Annotated in this window: 16 protein-coding genes and 1 riboswitch; of the genes, 9 read left to right on the top strand and 7 right to left on the bottom strand. The window is 61.7% G+C overall.

Features of this window, described 5'->3' with window-relative positions; all coding sequences use genetic code 11:
• Nucleotide 1 precedes the first annotated feature (1 nt).
• The 5 genes from chrA to B0B52_RS18505 form a co-directional block, all read right to left on the bottom strand.
• A complete protein-coding gene (gene chrA / locus B0B52_RS18525; RefSeq protein WP_077595149.1) occupies nucleotides 2-1,369 on the bottom strand; it encodes a chromate efflux transporter in 1,368 nt (455 codons plus the stop codon).
• Nucleotides 1,366-2,268: a chromate resistance protein ChrB domain-containing protein gene (locus B0B52_RS18520; protein WP_077595236.1), complete on the bottom strand. Its 903-nt coding sequence runs from the start codon at nucleotides 2,266-2,268 to the stop codon at nucleotides 1,366-1,368. The genes chrA and B0B52_RS18520 overlap by 4 nt, the downstream gene beginning before the upstream one ends.
• Before the next feature lie 119 nt (nucleotides 2,269-2,387).
• Nucleotides 2,388-2,987: a methionine biosynthesis protein MetW gene (metW, locus tag B0B52_RS18515; RefSeq protein WP_077595148.1), complete on the bottom strand. Its 600-nt coding sequence runs from the start codon at nucleotides 2,985-2,987 to the stop codon at nucleotides 2,388-2,390.
• Nucleotides 2,984-4,177, bottom strand: coding sequence for a homoserine O-acetyltransferase (locus B0B52_RS18510; protein ID WP_077595147.1), 1,194 nt, complete (start codon nucleotides 4,175-4,177; stop codon nucleotides 2,984-2,986). The genes metW and B0B52_RS18510 overlap by 4 nt, the downstream gene beginning before the upstream one ends.
• A gap of 93 nt (nucleotides 4,178-4,270) precedes the next feature.
• A complete protein-coding gene (locus tag B0B52_RS18505; protein ID WP_077595146.1) occupies nucleotides 4,271-4,837 on the bottom strand; it encodes a TMEM165/GDT1 family protein in 567 nt (188 codons plus the stop codon).
• Between the two features lie 4 nt (nucleotides 4,838-4,841).
• Nucleotides 4,842-5,027: riboswitch (yybP-ykoY riboswitch) on the bottom strand.
• A gap of 159 nt (nucleotides 5,028-5,186) precedes the next feature.
• Here B0B52_RS18505 and B0B52_RS18500 point away from each other — a divergent pair.
• The 9 genes from B0B52_RS18500 to B0B52_RS18460 all read left to right on the top strand — a co-directional run bounded on the left by B0B52_RS18500 (nucleotide 5,187) and on the right by B0B52_RS18460 (nucleotide 15,360).
• Nucleotides 5,187-6,389 (top strand): ammonium transporter, encoded by a 1,203-nt coding sequence (locus tag B0B52_RS18500; protein WP_077595145.1) that lies wholly within the window; start codon nucleotides 5,187-5,189, stop codon nucleotides 6,387-6,389.
• Between the two features lie 536 nt (nucleotides 6,390-6,925).
• The gene (locus tag B0B52_RS18495; protein WP_077595144.1) at nucleotides 6,926-7,885 is read left to right on the top strand and encodes an MBL fold metallo-hydrolase; all 960 of its coding nucleotides are present in this window, start codon (nucleotides 6,926-6,928) and stop codon (nucleotides 7,883-7,885) included.
• 24 nt (nucleotides 7,886-7,909) lie between these two features.
• Complete coding sequence (locus tag B0B52_RS18490; RefSeq protein WP_077595143.1) at nucleotides 7,910-9,613, top strand: FAD-dependent oxidoreductase; 1,704 nt, start codon at nucleotides 7,910-7,912, stop codon at nucleotides 9,611-9,613.
• A 9-nt stretch (nucleotides 9,614-9,622) separates the two neighbouring features.
• Nucleotides 9,623-9,823, top strand: coding sequence for a DUF2783 domain-containing protein (locus B0B52_RS18485; RefSeq protein WP_077595142.1), 201 nt, complete (start codon nucleotides 9,623-9,625; stop codon nucleotides 9,821-9,823).
• A gap of 25 nt (nucleotides 9,824-9,848) precedes the next feature.
• A complete protein-coding gene (locus B0B52_RS18480) occupies nucleotides 9,849-10,829 on the top strand; it encodes a Bug family tripartite tricarboxylate transporter substrate binding protein (protein ID WP_371327412.1) in 981 nt (326 codons plus the stop codon).
• A 4-nt stretch (nucleotides 10,830-10,833) separates the two neighbouring features.
• Nucleotides 10,834-12,138: a homogentisate 1,2-dioxygenase gene (gene hmgA / locus B0B52_RS18475; protein ID WP_077595141.1), complete on the top strand. Its 1,305-nt coding sequence runs from the start codon at nucleotides 10,834-10,836 to the stop codon at nucleotides 12,136-12,138.
• Nucleotides 12,135-13,412 (top strand): fumarylacetoacetase, encoded by a 1,278-nt coding sequence (fahA, locus tag B0B52_RS18470; protein ID WP_077595140.1) that lies wholly within the window; start codon nucleotides 12,135-12,137, stop codon nucleotides 13,410-13,412. The genes hmgA and fahA overlap by 4 nt, the downstream gene beginning before the upstream one ends.
• 130 nt (nucleotides 13,413-13,542) lie before the next feature.
• Entirely contained in the window at nucleotides 13,543-14,352 is an 810-nt protein-coding gene (locus B0B52_RS18465) for an IclR family transcriptional regulator (protein ID WP_077595139.1), read from the top strand.
• A gap of 30 nt (nucleotides 14,353-14,382) precedes the next feature.
• Nucleotides 14,383-15,360 carry a helix-turn-helix domain-containing protein gene (locus B0B52_RS18460; RefSeq protein ID WP_077595138.1) on the top strand — a complete coding sequence of 326 codons (978 nt, stop codon included), beginning with the start codon at nucleotides 14,383-14,385 and terminating at the stop codon, nucleotides 15,358-15,360.
• Nucleotides 15,361-15,440: 80 nt separating this feature from the next.
• Here B0B52_RS18460 and B0B52_RS18455 read toward each other — a convergent pair whose 3' ends face one another.
• Together B0B52_RS18455 and B0B52_RS18450 are read right to left on the bottom strand one after the other, a co-directional pair.
• Entirely contained in the window at nucleotides 15,441-16,424 is a 984-nt protein-coding gene (locus tag B0B52_RS18455; RefSeq protein WP_077595137.1) for a Bug family tripartite tricarboxylate transporter substrate binding protein, read from the bottom strand.
• 85 nt (nucleotides 16,425-16,509) lie between these two features.
• Nucleotides 16,510-17,700 (bottom strand): ABC transporter substrate-binding protein, encoded by a 1,191-nt coding sequence (locus B0B52_RS18450; protein ID WP_077595136.1) that lies wholly within the window; start codon nucleotides 17,698-17,700, stop codon nucleotides 16,510-16,512.
• Nucleotide 17,701 lies beyond the last annotated feature (1 nt).

Here is a 17,701-nt window from a genome sequence, read left to right as displayed (position 1 = left end):
CTCAGGCCAGGCCGGACAAGCGCAGCAACAAGCCGGCCAGCGCGCAGGCGCCAATCACCGGAATCACACCCACCTTGAAACGCAGCAGTGCAACCCCGGCCGCAACCATGATGAGCAGCGCCGGCCATTCCATTCTTGAAGAAAAACCGGTTGAAATCCCCGTCGGAAAAAGAACATGCGCTATGAAAAACAGAGCGAGACTGGCAATCACACCAACCACCGCGGCCGTGATGGCCGCCAGTGGTGCAGTGAAGTGGAGCTTGCCGTGCGTGGACTCCACCAGCGGTCCGCCGGCCAGGATGAAGATGAAGGACGGCAAAAAGGTGAACCAGGTCACCAGCAATGCCGCCAGCGCTGCACCCTGGAACAGGGCATCCGGCCCCAGCACTTCTTTCGTCCAGCCGCCGACAAACGCCACAAAGGCCACGACCATGATCAAGGGCCCCGGCGTGGTTTCGCCGAGCGCCAGGCCGTCAATCATCTGCGGCCCGGTGAGCCAGCCAAACTGCTCGACGGCGCCCTGGTACACATAAGGCAGCACGGCATAGGCGCCGCCAAAAGTCAGGAGCGCCGCCTTGGTGAAAAACCAGCTCATCTGCGTCAGCGCCCCATTCCAGCCCTGCCAGGCCATCAGCGCGCCCATCGGCAGGAACCAGAGCACCGCAGCGGCGACCAGCACCTTGGCCAGCCGCGCGGGGCTGAAGCGCGCGTGCTCGGGCGTGGGTGTGTCGTCATCAATCAGTGCAGGCGCATGCGGCCCCGCCGTGCTCCCGTGCGCACCGCCGGCGGCAAATTGTCCAGGCGAAAACCGGGCGCTCAGCCACCCAGTCAGTGCCGCACCCAGCACCACCCAGGGAAAGGGCACGTGCAGGACTGCAATCGCTATGAAACTGATAGCCGCTACCGCCCAGGGAATGGGGGCTTTGACCGGATTCTTCAATGATTTGCTGCCGATGCGGTGCACCGCCTGCAACACGATGGCGGCCACCGCGGGCTTGATGCCGTAGAACAGCCCGGCCACCAGCGGCACATCACCAAAGGCAACATAGATCCAGCTCAAGGCGACCAGGATGAACAGCGAAGGCAAGACGAAAAGCGCGCCGGCCACCACGCCGCCCCAGGTGCGGTGCATCAGCCAGCCGATGTAGGTGGCCAGCTGCTGGGCCTCCGGCCCGGGCAGCATCATGCAGTAGTTCAGCGCGTGCAGAAACCGCTTCTCGGAGATCCAGCGTTTCTGCTCGACCAGCTCCCGGTGCATGATGGCAATCTGCCCGGCCGGCCCGCCGAAGCTGATGAAGCCGAGCTTGAGCCAGAACCGGAAGGCTTCGCGAAAACTGACCGCTTTCGGCCTATCGGTGGTCTGCGTCATGCGCCAGCACCTTTCATGGTTTCCGGCTTCCAGTTGTGTGTCTCGGGCAGTTGTCCTTGCCACACGGCTCTGGCTTCGCTGGCGCACCAGGCGTAAAGGGCGTCGTACAGCGGCATGGCGGCTTCCAGCATCCTGTGGTCGTCGGCGTGCAGACAGGACAAACCCAGCGAGAAGGCCAGCAAGCCGGCGCACTGCGGCTCCAGCGCCAGGTGGTCCGTGTCGGCCCCGCGCACGATGCGGGCCAGGCGGTCTACGGCCGGGTCTTCAATTTCAAACGCGCGAAGCAAGCCATCAAAACTGCACCACTCGCCTTCGTGCGACACCGGTGCGCCCGGAATGTCATAGGCCACAGCGTGCAGCCGCGCCGCTTCACTGAAAACCTGCGCGGTGGGCACGTAGAAAAATTCGGCGCGCGGATCGATAAAACGTCGAATCAGCCAGGGGCAGGCGACGCGGTCTATCTTCGGCCGTTCACGGGTGATCCAGCGCGACGCCTGCTGCCCGGTCACGCCCCAGGCGGGGCGCTTGCGCATGGTGGGCAGCGGCGTCGCGCGCCATTGGGCGATGTTGGAGACGGTGTCGACCCCGTCTTCACCCCCTTCGATGCCGCCGGCCAACGCGTAGGCATCCCAGCCGGCGGCACGCAGCGCGGTGACGGCATCGGCGCTGACGTTGTGGCCGTACACGCAATAGGCCACCACTTCGCGTGCCGGTTCGGACGCGGCCAAGGCAGCGACATCTTCCGGTGCGCAGCGGCGGGCGCCCGCGAGCATGCGCGGGCTTTCAAGAAACTTGCCTTCGCGCCGAACATCGAGCAACAAAGGCATGTCAGCGCGGCCCATGCGGGACGCGAGTTCTTGCGGGGAAACAGAAGGAACGGAAAGGATAGAGGTGTCCACGGAATACTCCAATGAGTTGCCAGCGCTTGGACGGGACACCGTCTATCTGTGAAGATTCGGGAGGCTGAAATCCCGATGGGCAAATATTAACATCGGTTTCGCGCTGCCGCCAGCCCGCCCTAACCGTGCTGGAACTTGAACACCGCCCGGCTGGCGCGCGCATTGGGCCAAAAGCGGATTTCCCGGCCGTCCTGCAGACCAAAACTGTCCAGTATGTTCAGGCGGTTTTTCTGCGCCAGCGCGGCGAAATCCTGCAGGGTACCGACCCGGATGTTCGGCGTGTCGTACCACTGGTAGGGCAGCACCTTGGTAACGGGCATGCGCCCGCGCAGAACGGCCAGCCGGTTTGGCCAGTGGCCGAAATTGGGGAAGGCAACGATACCAGTACGGCCAACGCGCGCTGTCTCGCGCAACATGACTTCTGCATTGCGCAGGTGCTGCAGGGTATCGATCTGCAACACCACGTCAAAACTCGCGTCGCCGAACATGGCGAGGCCTTCATCGAGGTTGAGCTGGATCACGTTGACACCGCGCGCCACGCAGGCCTGGATGTTGGCATCGGCAATCTCCACGCCATAGCCGGTGCAGCCACGTTCGCGGATCAGGTAGTCGAGCATGGCGCCGTCGCCGCAGCCAAGGTCGAGCACGCGTGAACCTTGCGGCACAAGGCGGGCAATCAACAATTGGTCTGCCGAAAGCACGGGGGCAGTTTTCGTCATGGCGCCACCTTGCTCTCAAAATAAGAGCGTACAACGCCCATATACCTTGGATCATCAAGCAAAAAGGCATCATGCCCGTGCGGCGCGTCGATCTCGGCGTAGCTGACATCGCGCTGGTTGTCCAGCAGCGCCTTGACAATTTCGCGGCTGCGCGCGGGCGAGAAGCGCCAGTCGGTGGTGAAGCTGACGAGCAAAAATTTGGCACTCGCCTGCGCCAGCGCGCGCGTGAGGTTGCCGCCATGGGCGGCGGCCGGGTCGAAATAATCGAGTGCTCGCGTGATCAGCAAGTAGGTGTTTGCGTCGAAGTACTCGCTGAACTTGTCGCCCTGGTAACGCAGATAACTTTCGATCTGGAACTCGACATCCTGCGTGGAGAATCGGTAGCCGCTGGCGTGGCCCACGACCGCTTCGCGGAGCTGCCTTCCAAATTTTTCGTTCATCACGTCATCACTGAGGTAGGTGATGTGACCGATCATGCGGGCGATGCGCAGGCCGCGCTGCGGCAGCACGCCATAGCGGCCGTAGTGGCCTCCGTGGAAGTCGGGGTCAGTCACGATGGCACGGCGCGCCACCTCGTTGAAGGCAATGTTCTCGGCCGTCAGGTTGGGCGCGCTGGCCACCACCACCGCGTGGCGTACACGGTCCGGGTACTGCAGCGTCCAGCTCATTGCCTGCATGCCGCCCAGGCTGCCACCCATGACTGCTGCCAGCGTCTGGATGCCCAGCGCGTCGAGCAACCTGGCCTGCGCATCGACCCAGTCCTGCACGGTCACGACCGGGAAGTCAGCGCCATAGATTTCGCCGCTGTCCGGATGGCGCTGCATCGGCCCGGTGGAGCCGAAACACGAACCCAGGTTGTTCACACCAATGACAAAAAATACGTTGGTGTCCACCGGCTTGCCGGGGCCAATCATGGTGTCCCACCAGCCTTCCGACTTCGGCAGCTCGACACCCCGCTCATCCACGTAAACGCCGGCCACATGGTGCGAGGCGTTCAGCGCATGGCAAATCAGCACGGCGTTGGACTTGTCGGCATTGAGCGTGCCGTAGGTTTCATAGGTGAGGTCATAGGCGCGGATGGACGCGCCGCTTTGCAGCGGCAGCGCGTCGGCGAAATGCATGGACTGTGGTTTGGCAACTAGCAAAATGAAAAGCCTGGACAAAACAGCGAACAAAAGAAAACCCGGCATCGCTAAAAGCGAGTCCGGGTTCATGGATGTTCGTCTTTAGCGGTACTTTTTAAGCGCCCGCAAGCTGAGCAAATCGGCGCTGTGGCAAGTATATCAAGCAGGTATCAGCAGCGCCAGCAGCCCCAGGCCGGCAAAAATGAGGGCCGAAACAATATGCACCACCCGCAACGGCACCAGGCGCGTGATGCGCGCACCCAGCCACACCACGGGGGCGTTGGCCAGCATCATGCCCAGCGTGGTGCCGGCCACCACCCAAGCCCAGGCGTCGTAGCGAGCGGCCAGCATCACCGTGGCAATCTGGGTTTTGTCGCCCATTTCAGCGAGAAAAAAGAGCAGCGCAGTGGTGCCAAAAACGCCGAAGCGCGGCAACCTGCCATCGACCGCGTCTTCATCGAGCTTGTCGGGAATCAGCATCCAGACCGCCATCGCCATAAAAGAGGCGGCCAGGATCCAGCGCAAGGTTTGAGGGCTGATCACGGTGGTGATCCAGGCACCCAGCGCGCCTGCCATGGCGTGGTTGGCCAGTGTGGCCACAAGAATGCCAAGCACGATGGGCCAGGGTTTGCGAAAACGCGCGGCCAGCACCAGCGCGAGAAGCTGGGTTTTGTCGCCCATTTCGGCGAGGGCAACAATGCCGGTAGAAACGAGGAAAGCTTGCATGAGGAACTCCGGCCGGACAACCATGACTGCACGGCATCCCCGGCCTGAAGCGGAGGCTGTGCAGTCAAAGGTCTCGCTGAGTTCCGTTACCTGGAACCGCTTGCGCCATGTCCAGCCGTTCGGCCGGACAAGTCTGTTGACGCAAGCCCCTTGCAAAAGTGCAGGGTGGCTACTCCCCAATGACAAGATGCCATTGTAGTTTGCCCACCCGCCGAACTCGCTCCAAAGCCTCTTCCAACGCCCAGATTGGTGCGCACCCATCTGGCGCAATTTTTGCTTGATTTTGGTGCTGTTGCGAAAAGCCACCTAAGTTCGCACTAAAAACGATCAAATTAGCCGGGGGGAGCTTATGGACGCACTAAAACAGGGCTCGGATGCTTTGTTCATCCTGTTGGGCGGCATCATGGTCTTGGCCATGCATGCCGGTTTCGCATTTCTGGAGCTTGGCACCGTCCGCAAGAAAAATCAGGTCAATGCGCTGGTGAAGATCCTGGTGGACTTTTCGGTGTCCACCGTGGTTTATTTTGTGGTCGGTTACGGTGTGGCTTACGGCACCAGTTTTTTTGTCGGCGCTGAAGAGCTCGCTGCCAAAAACGGCTACGAACTCGTCAAGTTCTTCTTTTTGCTGACCTTTGCCGCGGCCATCCCGGCCATCATCTCCGGTGGCATCGCCGAGCGGGCTCGCTTCTATCCTCAATTGCTGGCCACCGCCGTGATTGTCGGTTTTGTCTATCCGTTTTTTGAGGGCATCGTCTGGAACCAGCACTTCGGCGTGCAGGCCTGGATCAAGGCACTGACCGGCGCCGAGTTTCATGATTTTGCCGGCTCCATCGTGGTTCACGCCATCGGCGGCTGGCTGGCCTTGCCGGCGGTAATTCTTCTTGGCGCGCGCAGCAACCGCTACCGCAAGGACGGCGCGATTTCAGCGCACCCGCCGTCCAACATTCCCTTCCTCGCGCTGGGCGCATGGATCCTGACCGTGGGCTGGTTCGGTTTCAACGTCATGAGCGCGCAGACCATCGACAAGATCTCCGGCCTCGTCGCCGTCAACTCATTGATGGCCATGGTGGGCGGTACGCTGGTTGCGCTGGCCCTCGGTAAAAATGACCCCGGCTTTGTGCACAACGGCCCGCTGGCCGGCCTGGTGGCCGTGTGTGCGGGCTCGGACCTTATGCATCCGCTGGGCGCGCTGGTCACCGGCGGTGTCGCGGGTGCGGTGTTTGTGTTGATGTTCACACTGACGCAAAACCGCTGGAAGATCGACGACGTGCTGGGCGTCTGGCCCTTGCACGGCCTGTGCGGTGCCTGGGGTGGCCTTGCCGCCGGCATTTTCGGCAGCAAGGCGCTGGGTGGGCTGGGCGGCGTGAGCCTAGGTGCCCAACTGATAGGCACCGCGATGGGTATCGGCTGGGCGTTGCTGGCTGGTTTTGCGGTCTACGGCTTGATCAAGGCGACCATGGGCCTGCGCATGAGCCAGGAAGAAGAGTACGAAGGCGCCGACCTGTCGATCCACCGCATCGGCTCTACGCCCGACCGCGAGGTCAACTGGTAAGACTAATAAAGTCTTTCGGACGAGAGTACGGCCCGTCGGATGATTGCGGCTTTTTCAATCGCGTCGCGCTGTCTGTCCTCGACGGCCAAGCTGCCAAAAGCCTTCTTTCTCCAGCTTTCATTAAGCGACTGCGGCTCTTTGGTAAGTTAGTAGGCCGCCGCAGCTTTGAGAGCATTTCAGCCTCTCCTTTTCGACCCGCTCGGCCCTGATGAGCAGGAAACTTTTTTGCTCCTTTCCGTCCAGGAAGCCTTTCGGCGTATGGCGCCCTGGGTCGCTCGGCTAGTTCAGCCTCGAGCCAGCGCATCTCATTTGCATCTGCTAGTCCGATAGGGCGCTGTATACGCCGGCCCCGTTGGCGCTGCTGCGCGTTGGAAAGGCGACTCGCAATCCTCAAGTCCACCAGTCTGCAGACTGAACCATCGGTATTGCGTGGAACTACTTACATCCGATTCCTGCAAATTAGTTTGACATAGACAAATTTGAGTTTAATAATTGCGAACTTATTTGTTTTAGACAAACCCAGAACAGGAGTCCCCGTGACAACGCCCAAGAAATTCGCCTCCCAAGCCGACCTCGAAGAAAAAAAGGTCACCTTCACCAGGCTTTCGGACCACGCCTATGCGTACACCGCAGAGGGCGACCCGAACACCGGCATCATCATTGGTGACGACGCCGTGCTGGTAGCCGATACGCAAGCTACGCCCGCGATGGCTCAGGACGTGATCAGACGTATTCGCGAGGTCACCGACAAGCCGATCAAGTACGTCGTACTGACCCACTATCACGCGGTTCGCGTCCTGGGGGCCTCGGCCTATCAGCCCGAGCAGATCCTGGCCAGCCAGGACACCTATGACTTGATCGTGGAGCGTGGCGAGCAGGACAAGGCCAGCGAGATTGGCCGCTTCCCGCGCCTGTTCAGCAACGTCGAATCGGTGCCGCCGGGAATGACGTGGCCGACCATGACGTTCACCGGCAAGATGACCCTGTGGCTGGGCAAGCTCGAAGTGCAATTGCTCCAGCTCGGTCGCGGCCACACCAAAGGCGACACGGTCGTCTGGCTGCCGAAGGATCGCGTGCTGCTCAGCGGCGACCTGGTCGAGTTCGATGCCACGCCGTATGCAGGCGACGCCTACTTCAAAGATTGGCCGAAGACGCTGGAAAAAGTCGCCGCCTTGAAGCCGGCCGCGCTGGTTCCTGGCCGTGGTCCCGCTTTGGTCGGCGAAAAGCAGGTCGCGGCTGGTCTCGAGGCCACTGGGGGGTTTATCGCCGACGTGCGCTCCAGTGTTGAAGCCGGCGTGGCTGCTGGCAAGGACCTGAACGCGGTCTACAAGGAAACATTTGCCAAGCTCAAACCGAAATACGGTCACTGGGTCATCTTCGACCACTGCATGCCCTTCGACGTGACGCGCTGCTACGACGAAGCCACGCAGTACCCCGATCCCCGCATCTGGACAGCTGATCGCGATCGCCAGATGTGGGAAACGCTCGAAGGCTAAGCGGCGCGACCAGGAGACAAAGTTATGCAACTCAAGGAACTTGCCACGCGCAAGACGGATGACATTAATTACCAGAAGCTGGTTTTCGACTACACCCGCCACCCGGATCAGGAGACTCCCCAGCCTGCGCGGCGGCCAGTCGTCGTGGTCGGCGCGGGGCCAGTTGGTCTGGCACTGGCCATTGATCTCGCTCAACGCCAGATCCCGGTGGTTTTGCTTGACAACGACAACACGCTGTCCACCGGTTCGCGGGCCATCTGCTTTGCCAAGCGCACACTGGAGATATTCGACCGACTCGGCTGCGGCGGGCGCATGGTCGACAAAGGCGTCTCGTGGAATGTCGGCAAGGTGTTCTTCAAGCAGGAGCAGATCTACAGCTTCGATCTGCTGCCCGAGACCGGCCACGCGCGCCCGGCCTTCATCAACCTTCAGCAATACTACGTCGAGGGCTACCTGGCCGAACGCGCCGCACAGTTGCCGCTGATCGATCTGCGCTGGCAAAACAAGGTCACGGGCGTCGAGCAAAACGACGATCATGTAACTCTGACCGTTGAGACGCCGGACGGCCCTTACCGGATCGAAGCAGATTATGTGGCCGCCTGCGACGGCGGCCGATCGGCGATGCGGCAGTTGATTGGCCAGGAAAGCAAGGGCCGCATCTTTCGCGACCGCTTCCTGATTGCCGACGTCAAGATGAACATCGAGGCGCCGGCGGAGCGTTGGTTCTGGTTCGATCCATCCTTCCATCCAAATCAGAGTGTGCTGCTGCACCGCCAACCCGATGGCGTCTGGCGCATTGACTTCCAGCTCGGCTGGGACGCAAATCCTGATGAAGAGAAGAAACCCGAAAACATCATCCCCCGCGTGAAGGCACTGCTCGCGCACTCACCAACGATGAAGGACGCGCAGTTCGAGCTCGAATGGGCCAGCGTCTACACGTTCGCCTGCCTGCGGATGGACCGTTTCCGCCATGGACGCGTGATCTTCGCCGGCGATTCGGCGCACGGGGTTTCACCGTTCGGCGCCCGCGGTGCAAATTCCGGCGTGCAGGATGCGGAGAACCTGGCATGGAAACTCGCCGCGATAATCAAAGGCCAGGCACCCGACGCATTGCTGACCACGTACGCCGACGAGCGTGAATATGCAGCCGACGAGAACATCCGCAATTCGACGCGCGCTACCGACTTCATCACGCCCAAGAGTGAAGTCAGCCGCCTGTTTCGCGACGCGGTGCTGGCGTTGTCGAAGACGCAGCCGTTTGCGCGCACGCTGGTCAACAGCGGCCGATTGTCGGTTCCGGCGACCTTGCATGGCTCGGCCTTGAACACGCCCGACGCCGAAGCCTTCGCTGGTCGCATGGTGCCGGGAGCCGCAGCTGCAGACGCCCCCGTCAAGCGCCCAGATGGCAGCAACAGCTGGTTGTTACACGAGCTAGGCCCCGACTTCACGGCGCTGATCGCTGCGGGCGAAGAAGGCGATGCCTTGGTTCGTTCAATCCAGGATCTGAACGCAGGCGGCACCACCTTGAAGGTGCTGCGCGCGGCAACCGGAGCCGATCCGTTCGGCCGGTCCCTGATCGACGAGGACGGCGCGCTCACGCAGCGGTACGACCTGCGGCCCGGCACTGTCTACCTGTTCCGTCCAGATCAACACGTCTGCGCCCGCTGGCGCAAACCTACCGCCGCGCAGATCAAAGACGCGATCAACCGCGCTCTGGCCATCAGCTAAGGAGACCCCATGGAACTGATAACCACACCGCATCTCGACGCGCCGGACGATTTCTATGAAGCGCTCATCGAAGCGCACCGCGACCTCGACAGTGCAACCAGTCACGCACTGAACGCACGCCTTGTGCTGCTGCTTGCCAACCACATCGGCTCGCTGGGCGTGTTGCAGAGAGCCCTCGTCGTCGCCCGGGCGGGCGCCGAGCAAACCTGAACCCACTCATTTAACGGAGACCATCATGTTCACATCTAAATTCATGCGTCGTGCTGCCATCGGCATCTTTTCGATTCTGTCCTCCACCATTTCCTTCACTGCCTCGGCCCAGGACGGAAAACCCTTCGAATGGGTCGTGGGTTACGCCGCGGGCGGTGGATCCGACGCGGTCGCACGCTCGGTCGCAGAGGCGATGAGCAAGACCCTTGGACAACCCATCCTGGTCAACAACAAGCCGGGCGCGGCGACCAATATTGCTGCGGACTACGTCGCAAGGTCCAAGGACCCCAGCCATATGCTGTTCACAGCCGACTTCGCGACATTGGCTGCAAATCCGTCGCTGTTCGCAAAGCTGCCATACAACTCGGAGAAGGATTTCGCGCCGGTTGGCATGTTGGCGCGTTTCCCGATGATCCTCGTCGTTGCCCCCAACGTGCCTGTCAAGAACTTCAAGGAGTTCCTCGAATGGGTCAAGGCGGCCCCGGACGGCGTCACCTATGCGTCCGCGGGCGCGGGCAGCCCTCACCACCTCGCCACCGAAATGCTGCGCGAACGCACGGGCCTGAAACTGACGCACGTGCCGTACCGCGGTGCGGCACCTGCCGTCCAGGATCTGATGGGTGGGCAGGTTCCCTTCGGCCTTATGGACAGCGCGAGCGTCCAGCAATACATCGCCGCTGGCAAACTACGCGCGATAGGCGTTGCCAGCCCCAAGCGCCTGACAACGCTCGGCGACATACCGACGCTTGCCGAGCAAGGATTGACGGGATTCGAAGCCTACGCGTGGCAGGGCCTCGTTGTGCCTGCCAGCGCAACGAAGGAAACCGTGGCGCGGCTGAACAAGGCACTTGTCGATGCGCTGAACTCGACGGCAGTCAAAGCTCGTTTCCAGACCTTGGCGCTAGAGGCGCTCCCTGGCACGCCGACACAGATGGCCCTGTACACCCGCACCGAACGCGAGCGCTGGGGCAAGCTGATCCGCGCCAACAACATCAACCTGGACTGAGGACGTGGCCATCGAACGATTGACCTACCAGAGCGGCTTCGGAAACTCCTTTGAGACCGAGGCGCTCGCGGACGCGTTGCCGGTCGGGCGCAACTCGCCGCAACGCGCTCCTTACGGTCTCTACGCGGAGCAGTTCAGCGGTACTGCATTCACCGCTCCGCGCGCCGACAACCGCAGATCATGGCTGTATCGTATCCGACCAGCAGCGATGCACAGGCCGTTCGAGCCTATGCATGCAGGGCGCATCGTCAGCGACTTCTCGGGGCTGGCTTCGACGCCGAACCAGATGCGCTGGAACCCACTGCCGATGCCTCAAGCGCCGACCGACCTGGTCGAGGGCATCGTGACAATGGCAGGCAACGGCCACCCGAGTGCCCAGACCGGCGGCGCGGCGCATCTGTATGCCGCGAACCGCTCTATGAAGGACCGTAGTTTCTACAACGCCGACGGCGAGATGCTGTTCGTACCTCAGGTCGGTCGCCATCGGTTTATCACCGAATTGGGAATCCTTGACGCCGAGCCGCAGGAGATCGTCGTCATTCCCCGCGGCATGCGCTTTCGGCTCGAGTTGCCCGATGGCAGCGCCCGCGGATACATCTGCGAGAACTACGGTGCCAACTTCAAGCTCCCCGATCTCGGGCCGATCGGCTCCAATGGACTGGCCAATCCGCGCGACTTTTTGACGCCGGTTGCGGCCTACGAAGACATCGACGGCCCTCACGAGCTCGTCGGCAAGTTCATGGGCAAGCTGTGGTCGGCGCAGATGGACCATTCGCCGATCGACGTCGTCGCATGGCACGGCAATTGCGCGCCATACAAATACGATCTGCGGCGCTTCAACGCGATCGGTTCCATTTCCTATGACCATCCCGACCCGTCCATCTTCCTGGTGCTGCACAGTGCATCCGACACCCCGGGTGTGAGCAACATCGATTTCGTGATCTTTCCGCCACGCACGCTGGCCATGCAGGACACCTTCCGTCCGCCCTGGTTCCACCGCAATGTCGCGAGCGAATTCATGGGTCTGGTGCATGGCGCCTACGACGCGAAGGCCGAGGGCTTCCTGCCCGGCGGCGCGAGCCTGCATAACAGCATGAGTGGTCATGGACCGGATGCCGAGACCTTCGAGAAGGCGAGCCGCGCCGATCTCTCCAAGCCCGACGTCATCAAGAACACGATGGCCTTCATGTTCGAGACGCGCCTGGTGTGGCGCCCGACCGCGCACGCCGTCGGATCAGCGGAGCTGCAGCACGAGTACTACCGGTGCTGGCAGGGCCTCGTCAAACACTTCAATCCGAATCAACCATGAACCCACTCGACGATACGCACGACCCGGCATTAAAGACTTGGGTCGAGTCCGGCAACGACCCCGTTACGGAATTCCCTATCCAGAACCTTCCTTTCGGTCGGTTTCGCACGAAAGATGCGCCCGGATCGATCCGTATTGGGGTGGCCATCGGCAATCAGATTCTCGATCTTGCCGCCGCGGGGCTGATAGATACCGATGACATGAATACGCTGATGGCAGCGAGTCCAGACGAGCGCCGAAGGCTTCGGCTGTCTATCTCGACCTTCCTGCGCGGCAACGGCGCGAATGTGAAAGCGCATGCCTGCCTCGTTGCCCAGTCGGACGTCGAAATGACGCTGCCGTGCCGTATCGGGGACTACACCGACTTCTACACAAGCATCCATCATGCGACCACCGTGGGCAAACAGTTCCGCCCCGAAAACCCACTGCTGCCTAATTACAAGTGGGTGCCGATCGGTTACCACGGTCGCGCCTCATCGATCGGTGTGAGCGGCGAATCGTTTCCGCGCCCTAACGGACAGATCAAGCCAGCGGACACCGACACGCCCAAAGTGGGGCCAACCCGCCGACTCGACTACGAACTCGAGCTTGGCGTGTTCATCGGCACACCAAATGAGCGGGGTGAGGCGGTGTCGATGGAGAACGCCCAGGCGCACATTTTCGGCATGGCCCTGTTCAACGACTGGACCGCGCGTGACATCCAACCCTGGGAGTACCAGCCACTCGGGCCCTTTCTTTCGAAGAACTTCGCCAGCACCTTGTCGCCCTGGATAGTTACCACCGAAGCGCTCGCGCCGTTCCGCACCGCCTTTGTTCGGCCAGCGGGCGACCCGCCACCTCTGCCGTATCTTGATTCGGCCGCGAACCGAGAGGCTGGCGCATTCGACATCCAGCTTGAAGTGTGGCTGCAAACACCGAAGATGCGCGAAACCGGCCATTCCGGCGAACGTCTTGTCAGTTCCAACTTCAACGGCGCGTACTGGACCGCCGCGCAGATGGTTGCGCACCACACCGTCAATGGTTGCAACCTGCAGTCAGGCGACCTGCTCGGTACCGGCACCCTGTCGGGACCCGAAGCCCATCAGGCTGGATCGCTACTCGAACTTTCCGAGGGCGGGAGAAAACCGATCCGTCTGGCTAACGGCGAGACGCGCACATTCCTGGAGGACGGCGACTGCATCATCCTTCGTGGCTACTGCGAGCGCGAAGGTCTACGCCGCATCGGCTTTGGCGAATGCCGCGGCACCGTCCTGCCGGCGCGCACGCATTGCTGACCTGGATGGCTACCTCAACCATGCCGTGTACGACTTCACCCGCTGGGGGCGTAACTGGCTAGGGTTTACGTGTACATGACCAAGGCTTAATAATTCGCCATAGTCAAATCGATTTGTTAAAATTGGAGTGATGGATACACAAGAAGATGGTGGAGACAAGACCCAGCGGGCAGTTCAGTCGGTGGAAGTGGGCGGGCGTCTGCTGCTGGCGTTGGCCCACCGGTTGGAGCCGATGTCCCTGAAGGACCTGGCTGCAAGCGCGGCGTTACCTCCCTCGCGCGCGCACCCCTATCTCGTGAGTTATGGGCGCTTGGGCCTGGTGAGCCAGGACAACGCCACCGGCCGGTATGCGCTTGGACCGGCGGCCCTACAGCTAGGGCTCACCGCCCTTCACCAATACGACCCGGTGCGGGCCGCCGGCCCGGTGGCCGAGGCCCTCGCTACCGACACAGGGCAAGCCGTCGCGCTGGCGGTCTGGGGCAACTTCGGGCCCACGGTGATACGGATGATTGACGCACGACAGCCGCTTCACGTGACCATGCGTGCCGGAACCGTGATGTCGCTCTTCGACACAGCTACCGGCCGCGCGTTCGCGGGCGTTTTGCGTACAGAACGTATCGCCGATGCATTGGCCGGTGATTCGCTCGGCGGGAGCGGCTCTGCTGCCCGTTTGAGCGCAACCAGTCTCCGGACAAAATTGCAGCCGGCGCGCGACGAATTAGCCAGTCATGGTTGTGCGCGTGCCGTCGGTCGCCCGATTCCCGGCGTCAACGCATTCAGCGCGCCGGCTTTCGGCCACGACGGTGAACCCGCACTGGTCATCACCCTGCTCGGTCATCAGGACCACGTGCCCTCCGCCTGGTCCTCGCCAATGGCGGCCGCCGTCAAGCGTGCCGCAGCGGAGATTTCCGCGCAATTGGGTTATCGCCCACTGACTTAGTAAACCTGTCCTCGAACTCAGGAGGTCACCATGCTCAATCACCACTTGTCCACAAATCGCGTGTTCGTCGGCGAACGTGCCGCTGCATGGAGCAGCATCAACACACGATATTTTGGCCGACTGAGAGTGTCGAGTCTGTGCGATGAACCGCTCGACGCATCCCTCGACGTCTACGACGTCGGCTCTCTGCGCATGTTCAGAATCACCGCGCCTGCGCATCATGTTGCGCGCGATACCTCTTGCGGCGACCTCCCGACCGATGATTTCTACAAATTGGTTCTGCAGGTCTCAGGGCACGGTATCGTGGAGCAACAGCACCGGCGCGTGGAGCTTTCGCCGGGTCAATGGATTCTTTACGATCCTCGCGACCCCTACGCAATCACCAACTCCGAGCGTTGCGCCTTACTTGTGACTCAAGTGCCGCGCGCGCTCCTCTCGGGACTCAGACTTTCCGGCCCACTTGCCGGGCAAACCGGGCACAGCAACGTCGCCGGCCTGCACAGTGTCTTCGGCACCTACCTGCGCGCGCTCAGTGAGCAATTGCCCGGTCTGCCGGACGGTGCGGGCCAGGCGATCAGCGAATCAGTCATGGGCCTGCTGACCTCAGCGCTGGCGGAGAGTTTCAGGCGCAGTGGCGAGCCCGTTCCTCTTCCGTCTGTCCTGAAACTGCGCGTGCACCAATACATGCAGGCGCACCTTTGCGAGCCAGATCTGAGCATCCAGGGCATTGCCGATGCTCTGCGATGTTCCAAGCGCTACCTGCACAAGGTATTTGAAGATGACACCATCGGCCTCGAGCGGCAGATCTGGAAGGTGAGACTTGAGCGCTGTCATGCCGCACTCATTCAGGAGGCCAATGGGGCCCGATCCGCTGCGCAGATCGCCTATGCGTGGGGGTTCAAAAGCAGTGCCCACTTCTGCCGCCTCTTCAAGCAGCAATACGGCATAACACCAGGCGAGTGCCAACGCACCGCCGCTGCTTCCCGCCGCACTACGATCCTTCAGTAGGCGAGCCTCACACGCCTCGTCTCGTCAAATACGCCCGCTCTCATTCGTGAGCGGACGTCTTGCGTATTTGGACAGACGGATCAGGAGTCCGCCGTAAAGCCGACAGTTTTGATCAATCGGCGCCACTCCTCAGTGTCCGCCTTGATGAGATCAGCCAACTCCTGCGGGGTGCTCGATTTCGCGGTCATACCAACGTCGCCCAACGCACTGACTACGTCTGCTTGCGCCAGGACTGGCTGAAGGTAGGCAGCTGCGCGACGCACGATATTTTGCGGGGTCCTTCCCGGAAGGAACAGGCCAAACGATTCCGTTGCGTTGATCGGATAGCCCTGCTCGCGGAACGTAGGCACATCAGGGACAAATGTGTTTCGACTCTTTCCTGAGACTGCGATGAGGCGAAGCCTGCCGCTTTTGAGATGCGGCAGGAAGCTTCCCACCGTAGATGAATAGGCGGACACCTGTCCACCCATCAGGTCCTGCAGCCCGGGCGCATCTCCGCGATACCCCACATGCGTCAACTCCGTACCAGAAAGCTTGGACAACAAGATGCCCAGCAGATGGGGCGTGGAGCCAGCGGCAGGAGAGCCAAAGTTGGCTTTGCCCGGATTTGCTTTGCACCAAGCGATGTAGTCCTTGATCCCCCGCACGCTGGCAGGCACGGCCGGACCCACCGCGAACCCGAATGCGAACGAACAGACCGATGAGACTGGCGCCACATCCTCCATGGCGTAGGGGAGCTTGCGGTAGGTAAAGGGATAGATCGAGAACGGCGCGGTGGGTGACAACAGCAAGGTGTTCCCATCCGGCGCACTGTCCTTGAGCGTCGATATGGATATCTGCATTGCTGCACCTGGCTTGTTCTCCACCACGACAGTATTCGCATAGCCGCCCCGCATCTTCTCGGCCAGTCGCCGGGCAACCGTGTCCGTGGCTCCGCCAGGCGGAAATCCGACCAGTATCCTGGCAAGTTGAATGCTGCTCTGCGAATACGCGTAGCGCAACGGAAGAGCGGTCAAGGCTGCGACCCCGGCGAGCTGGCTTGTGAATTGGCGTCGTGTAGGCATCTCTATCTCCTGGTGGTTGGTTGGCTCTTGTTTGCGATTCCTGGCGTCGGACCCCGTCTTCAGCAGGCGGTCTGGATGGGCCGCGTCAAGGCGCGACCACCCAGACGGGGCTGGCGATGCGCCAAGTGCCGTGATCCAGCTTCATCGGCAAGGTGGCCCGGTTCGGGTTGTGCCTCGTGCCGGGCCCGATGCTGAAGCGCGTGCCCACCATGGCCAGATCGACGTTAGCGACAGCGCGCAATGCGCCGCTGACGGCTTGGCGAGAAAGCTCGCCGTCGATCCCGCGCAGTGCTCGCACCAGCACCTGGGCAGCAACATAACCGCCCTGTGCGAAAGACGAAGGGGGCACCTTCGCACGCTGCATCATGCCGCGCCAGTCTGTCAGCGTGAGAGAGCGGCTCGACCAAGGCTCGAACTCCGCCATGCAGTAGATCGGTAGCGCGGTTTCGCGCAGTTCCGCGGCCACGCGTTCTGTGTAGGCCGGCGTGAGGAAGATTGTCGGCACCCCGGTCAGCACGCCGAGCTGCTGTACCGAGCGTATCCATTCGAGAACCATGGGCTCTACCCCGGTATGCACGACTGCATCGCAACGTTTGGCCGCGGCTTGCTTGACCAGGGCTTCAATGTCCGCTCCCGGTCCGAACCGCGCCACATGCGCCATTGCGACGCCGCCCTCGCGAGTCCAAACTCCTATAACATCATCGAAGGCCGCACGAGTCCCAGGCAAGTCAAGAATGATGGCGCAGGGCCGCGTGGCCTTCAGTGTCTCGCGCGAGAACTGCAGGGCATTGCGCACCGACAGATACGGCCCCGCGTTGACCGGAACGACATGGCCCGCGGCAAAGCACTCGGGCTCAATGCCCGTGCCCTGGATCGACATCAGGTTCGATCGCTGATAGTAAGCTGCATTGCTGGCGCAGTCGACGATGCTCGCGCTGCCGACCATAGCCAGCACGCGTTGATCATCGACCAAGCGCCGGGCCGCGTTCCGTGCTTCCGCTGCGTCACCTTTGTCGTCCTCGACGATCAATTCCAGCCGTCGCCCCCGGATACCTCCGCCGGCATTCACGGAGTCGAAGTATGCCCGGACCGCGGCACTCGACTCAGGGAATCGCGCCGGGCCGGTCAGGCTGCTCACCGAGCCGATACGAATCGGCGCGTTGCGCTCCGGATCGACCGCCGCTGCGCAGGGTAGTGCGGTGAGCGCCGATACCACGGCACACCCCATCACGCTCCACACCAAGCCTCGCCCAACAGACAGATGAAATCGAATCATT

The sequence above is a fragment of the Polaromonas sp. A23 genome, assembly GCF_002001015.1.
In the GTDB taxonomy this organism is placed as follows: Bacteria; Pseudomonadota; Gammaproteobacteria; order Burkholderiales; family Burkholderiaceae_C; genus Polaromonas.
The sequence above is the reverse complement of the archived record's forward strand: the minus strand, read 5'-3'. Positions and strand labels throughout refer to the sequence as shown.

Bases quoted from the DNA above. Each gene is read 5' to 3' on its own strand.
- B0B52_RS18500 (WP_077595145.1), top strand. From the start codon at position 5,187: ATGGACGCACTAAAACAGGGCTCGGATGCTTTGTTCATCCTGTTGGGC.
- B0B52_RS18465 (WP_077595139.1), top strand. From the start codon at position 13,543: ATGGATACACAAGAAGATGGTGGAGACAAGACCCAGCGGGCAGTTCAG.
- chrA (WP_077595149.1), bottom strand. From the start codon at position 1,369: ATGACGCAGACCACCGATAGGCCGAAAGCGGTCAGTTTTCGCGAAGCC.
- metW (WP_077595148.1), bottom strand. From the start codon at position 2,987: ATGACGAAAACTGCCCCCGTGCTTTCGGCAGACCAATTGTTGATTGCC.
- B0B52_RS18450 (WP_077595136.1), bottom strand. From the start codon at position 17,700: ATGATTCGATTTCATCTGTCTGTTGGGCGAGGCTTGGTGTGGAGCGTG.
- B0B52_RS18505 (WP_077595146.1), bottom strand. From the start codon at position 4,837: ATGCAAGCTTTCCTCGTTTCTACCGGCATTGTTGCCCTCGCCGAAATG.
- B0B52_RS18485 (WP_077595142.1), top strand. From the start codon at position 9,623: ATGGAACTGATAACCACACCGCATCTCGACGCGCCGGACGATTTCTAT.
- B0B52_RS18455 (WP_077595137.1), bottom strand. From the start codon at position 16,424: ATGCCTACACGACGCCAATTCACAAGCCAGCTCGCCGGGGTCGCAGCC.
- fahA (WP_077595140.1), top strand. From the start codon at position 12,135: ATGAACCCACTCGACGATACGCACGACCCGGCATTAAAGACTTGGGTC.
- B0B52_RS18510 (WP_077595147.1), bottom strand. From the start codon at position 4,177: ATGCCGGGTTTTCTTTTGTTCGCTGTTTTGTCCAGGCTTTTCATTTTG.
- B0B52_RS18480 (WP_371327412.1), top strand. From the start codon at position 9,849: ATGTTCACATCTAAATTCATGCGTCGTGCTGCCATCGGCATCTTTTCG.
- B0B52_RS18490 (WP_077595143.1), top strand. From the start codon at position 7,910: ATGCAACTCAAGGAACTTGCCACGCGCAAGACGGATGACATTAATTAC.
- B0B52_RS18460 (WP_077595138.1), top strand. From the start codon at position 14,383: ATGCTCAATCACCACTTGTCCACAAATCGCGTGTTCGTCGGCGAACGT.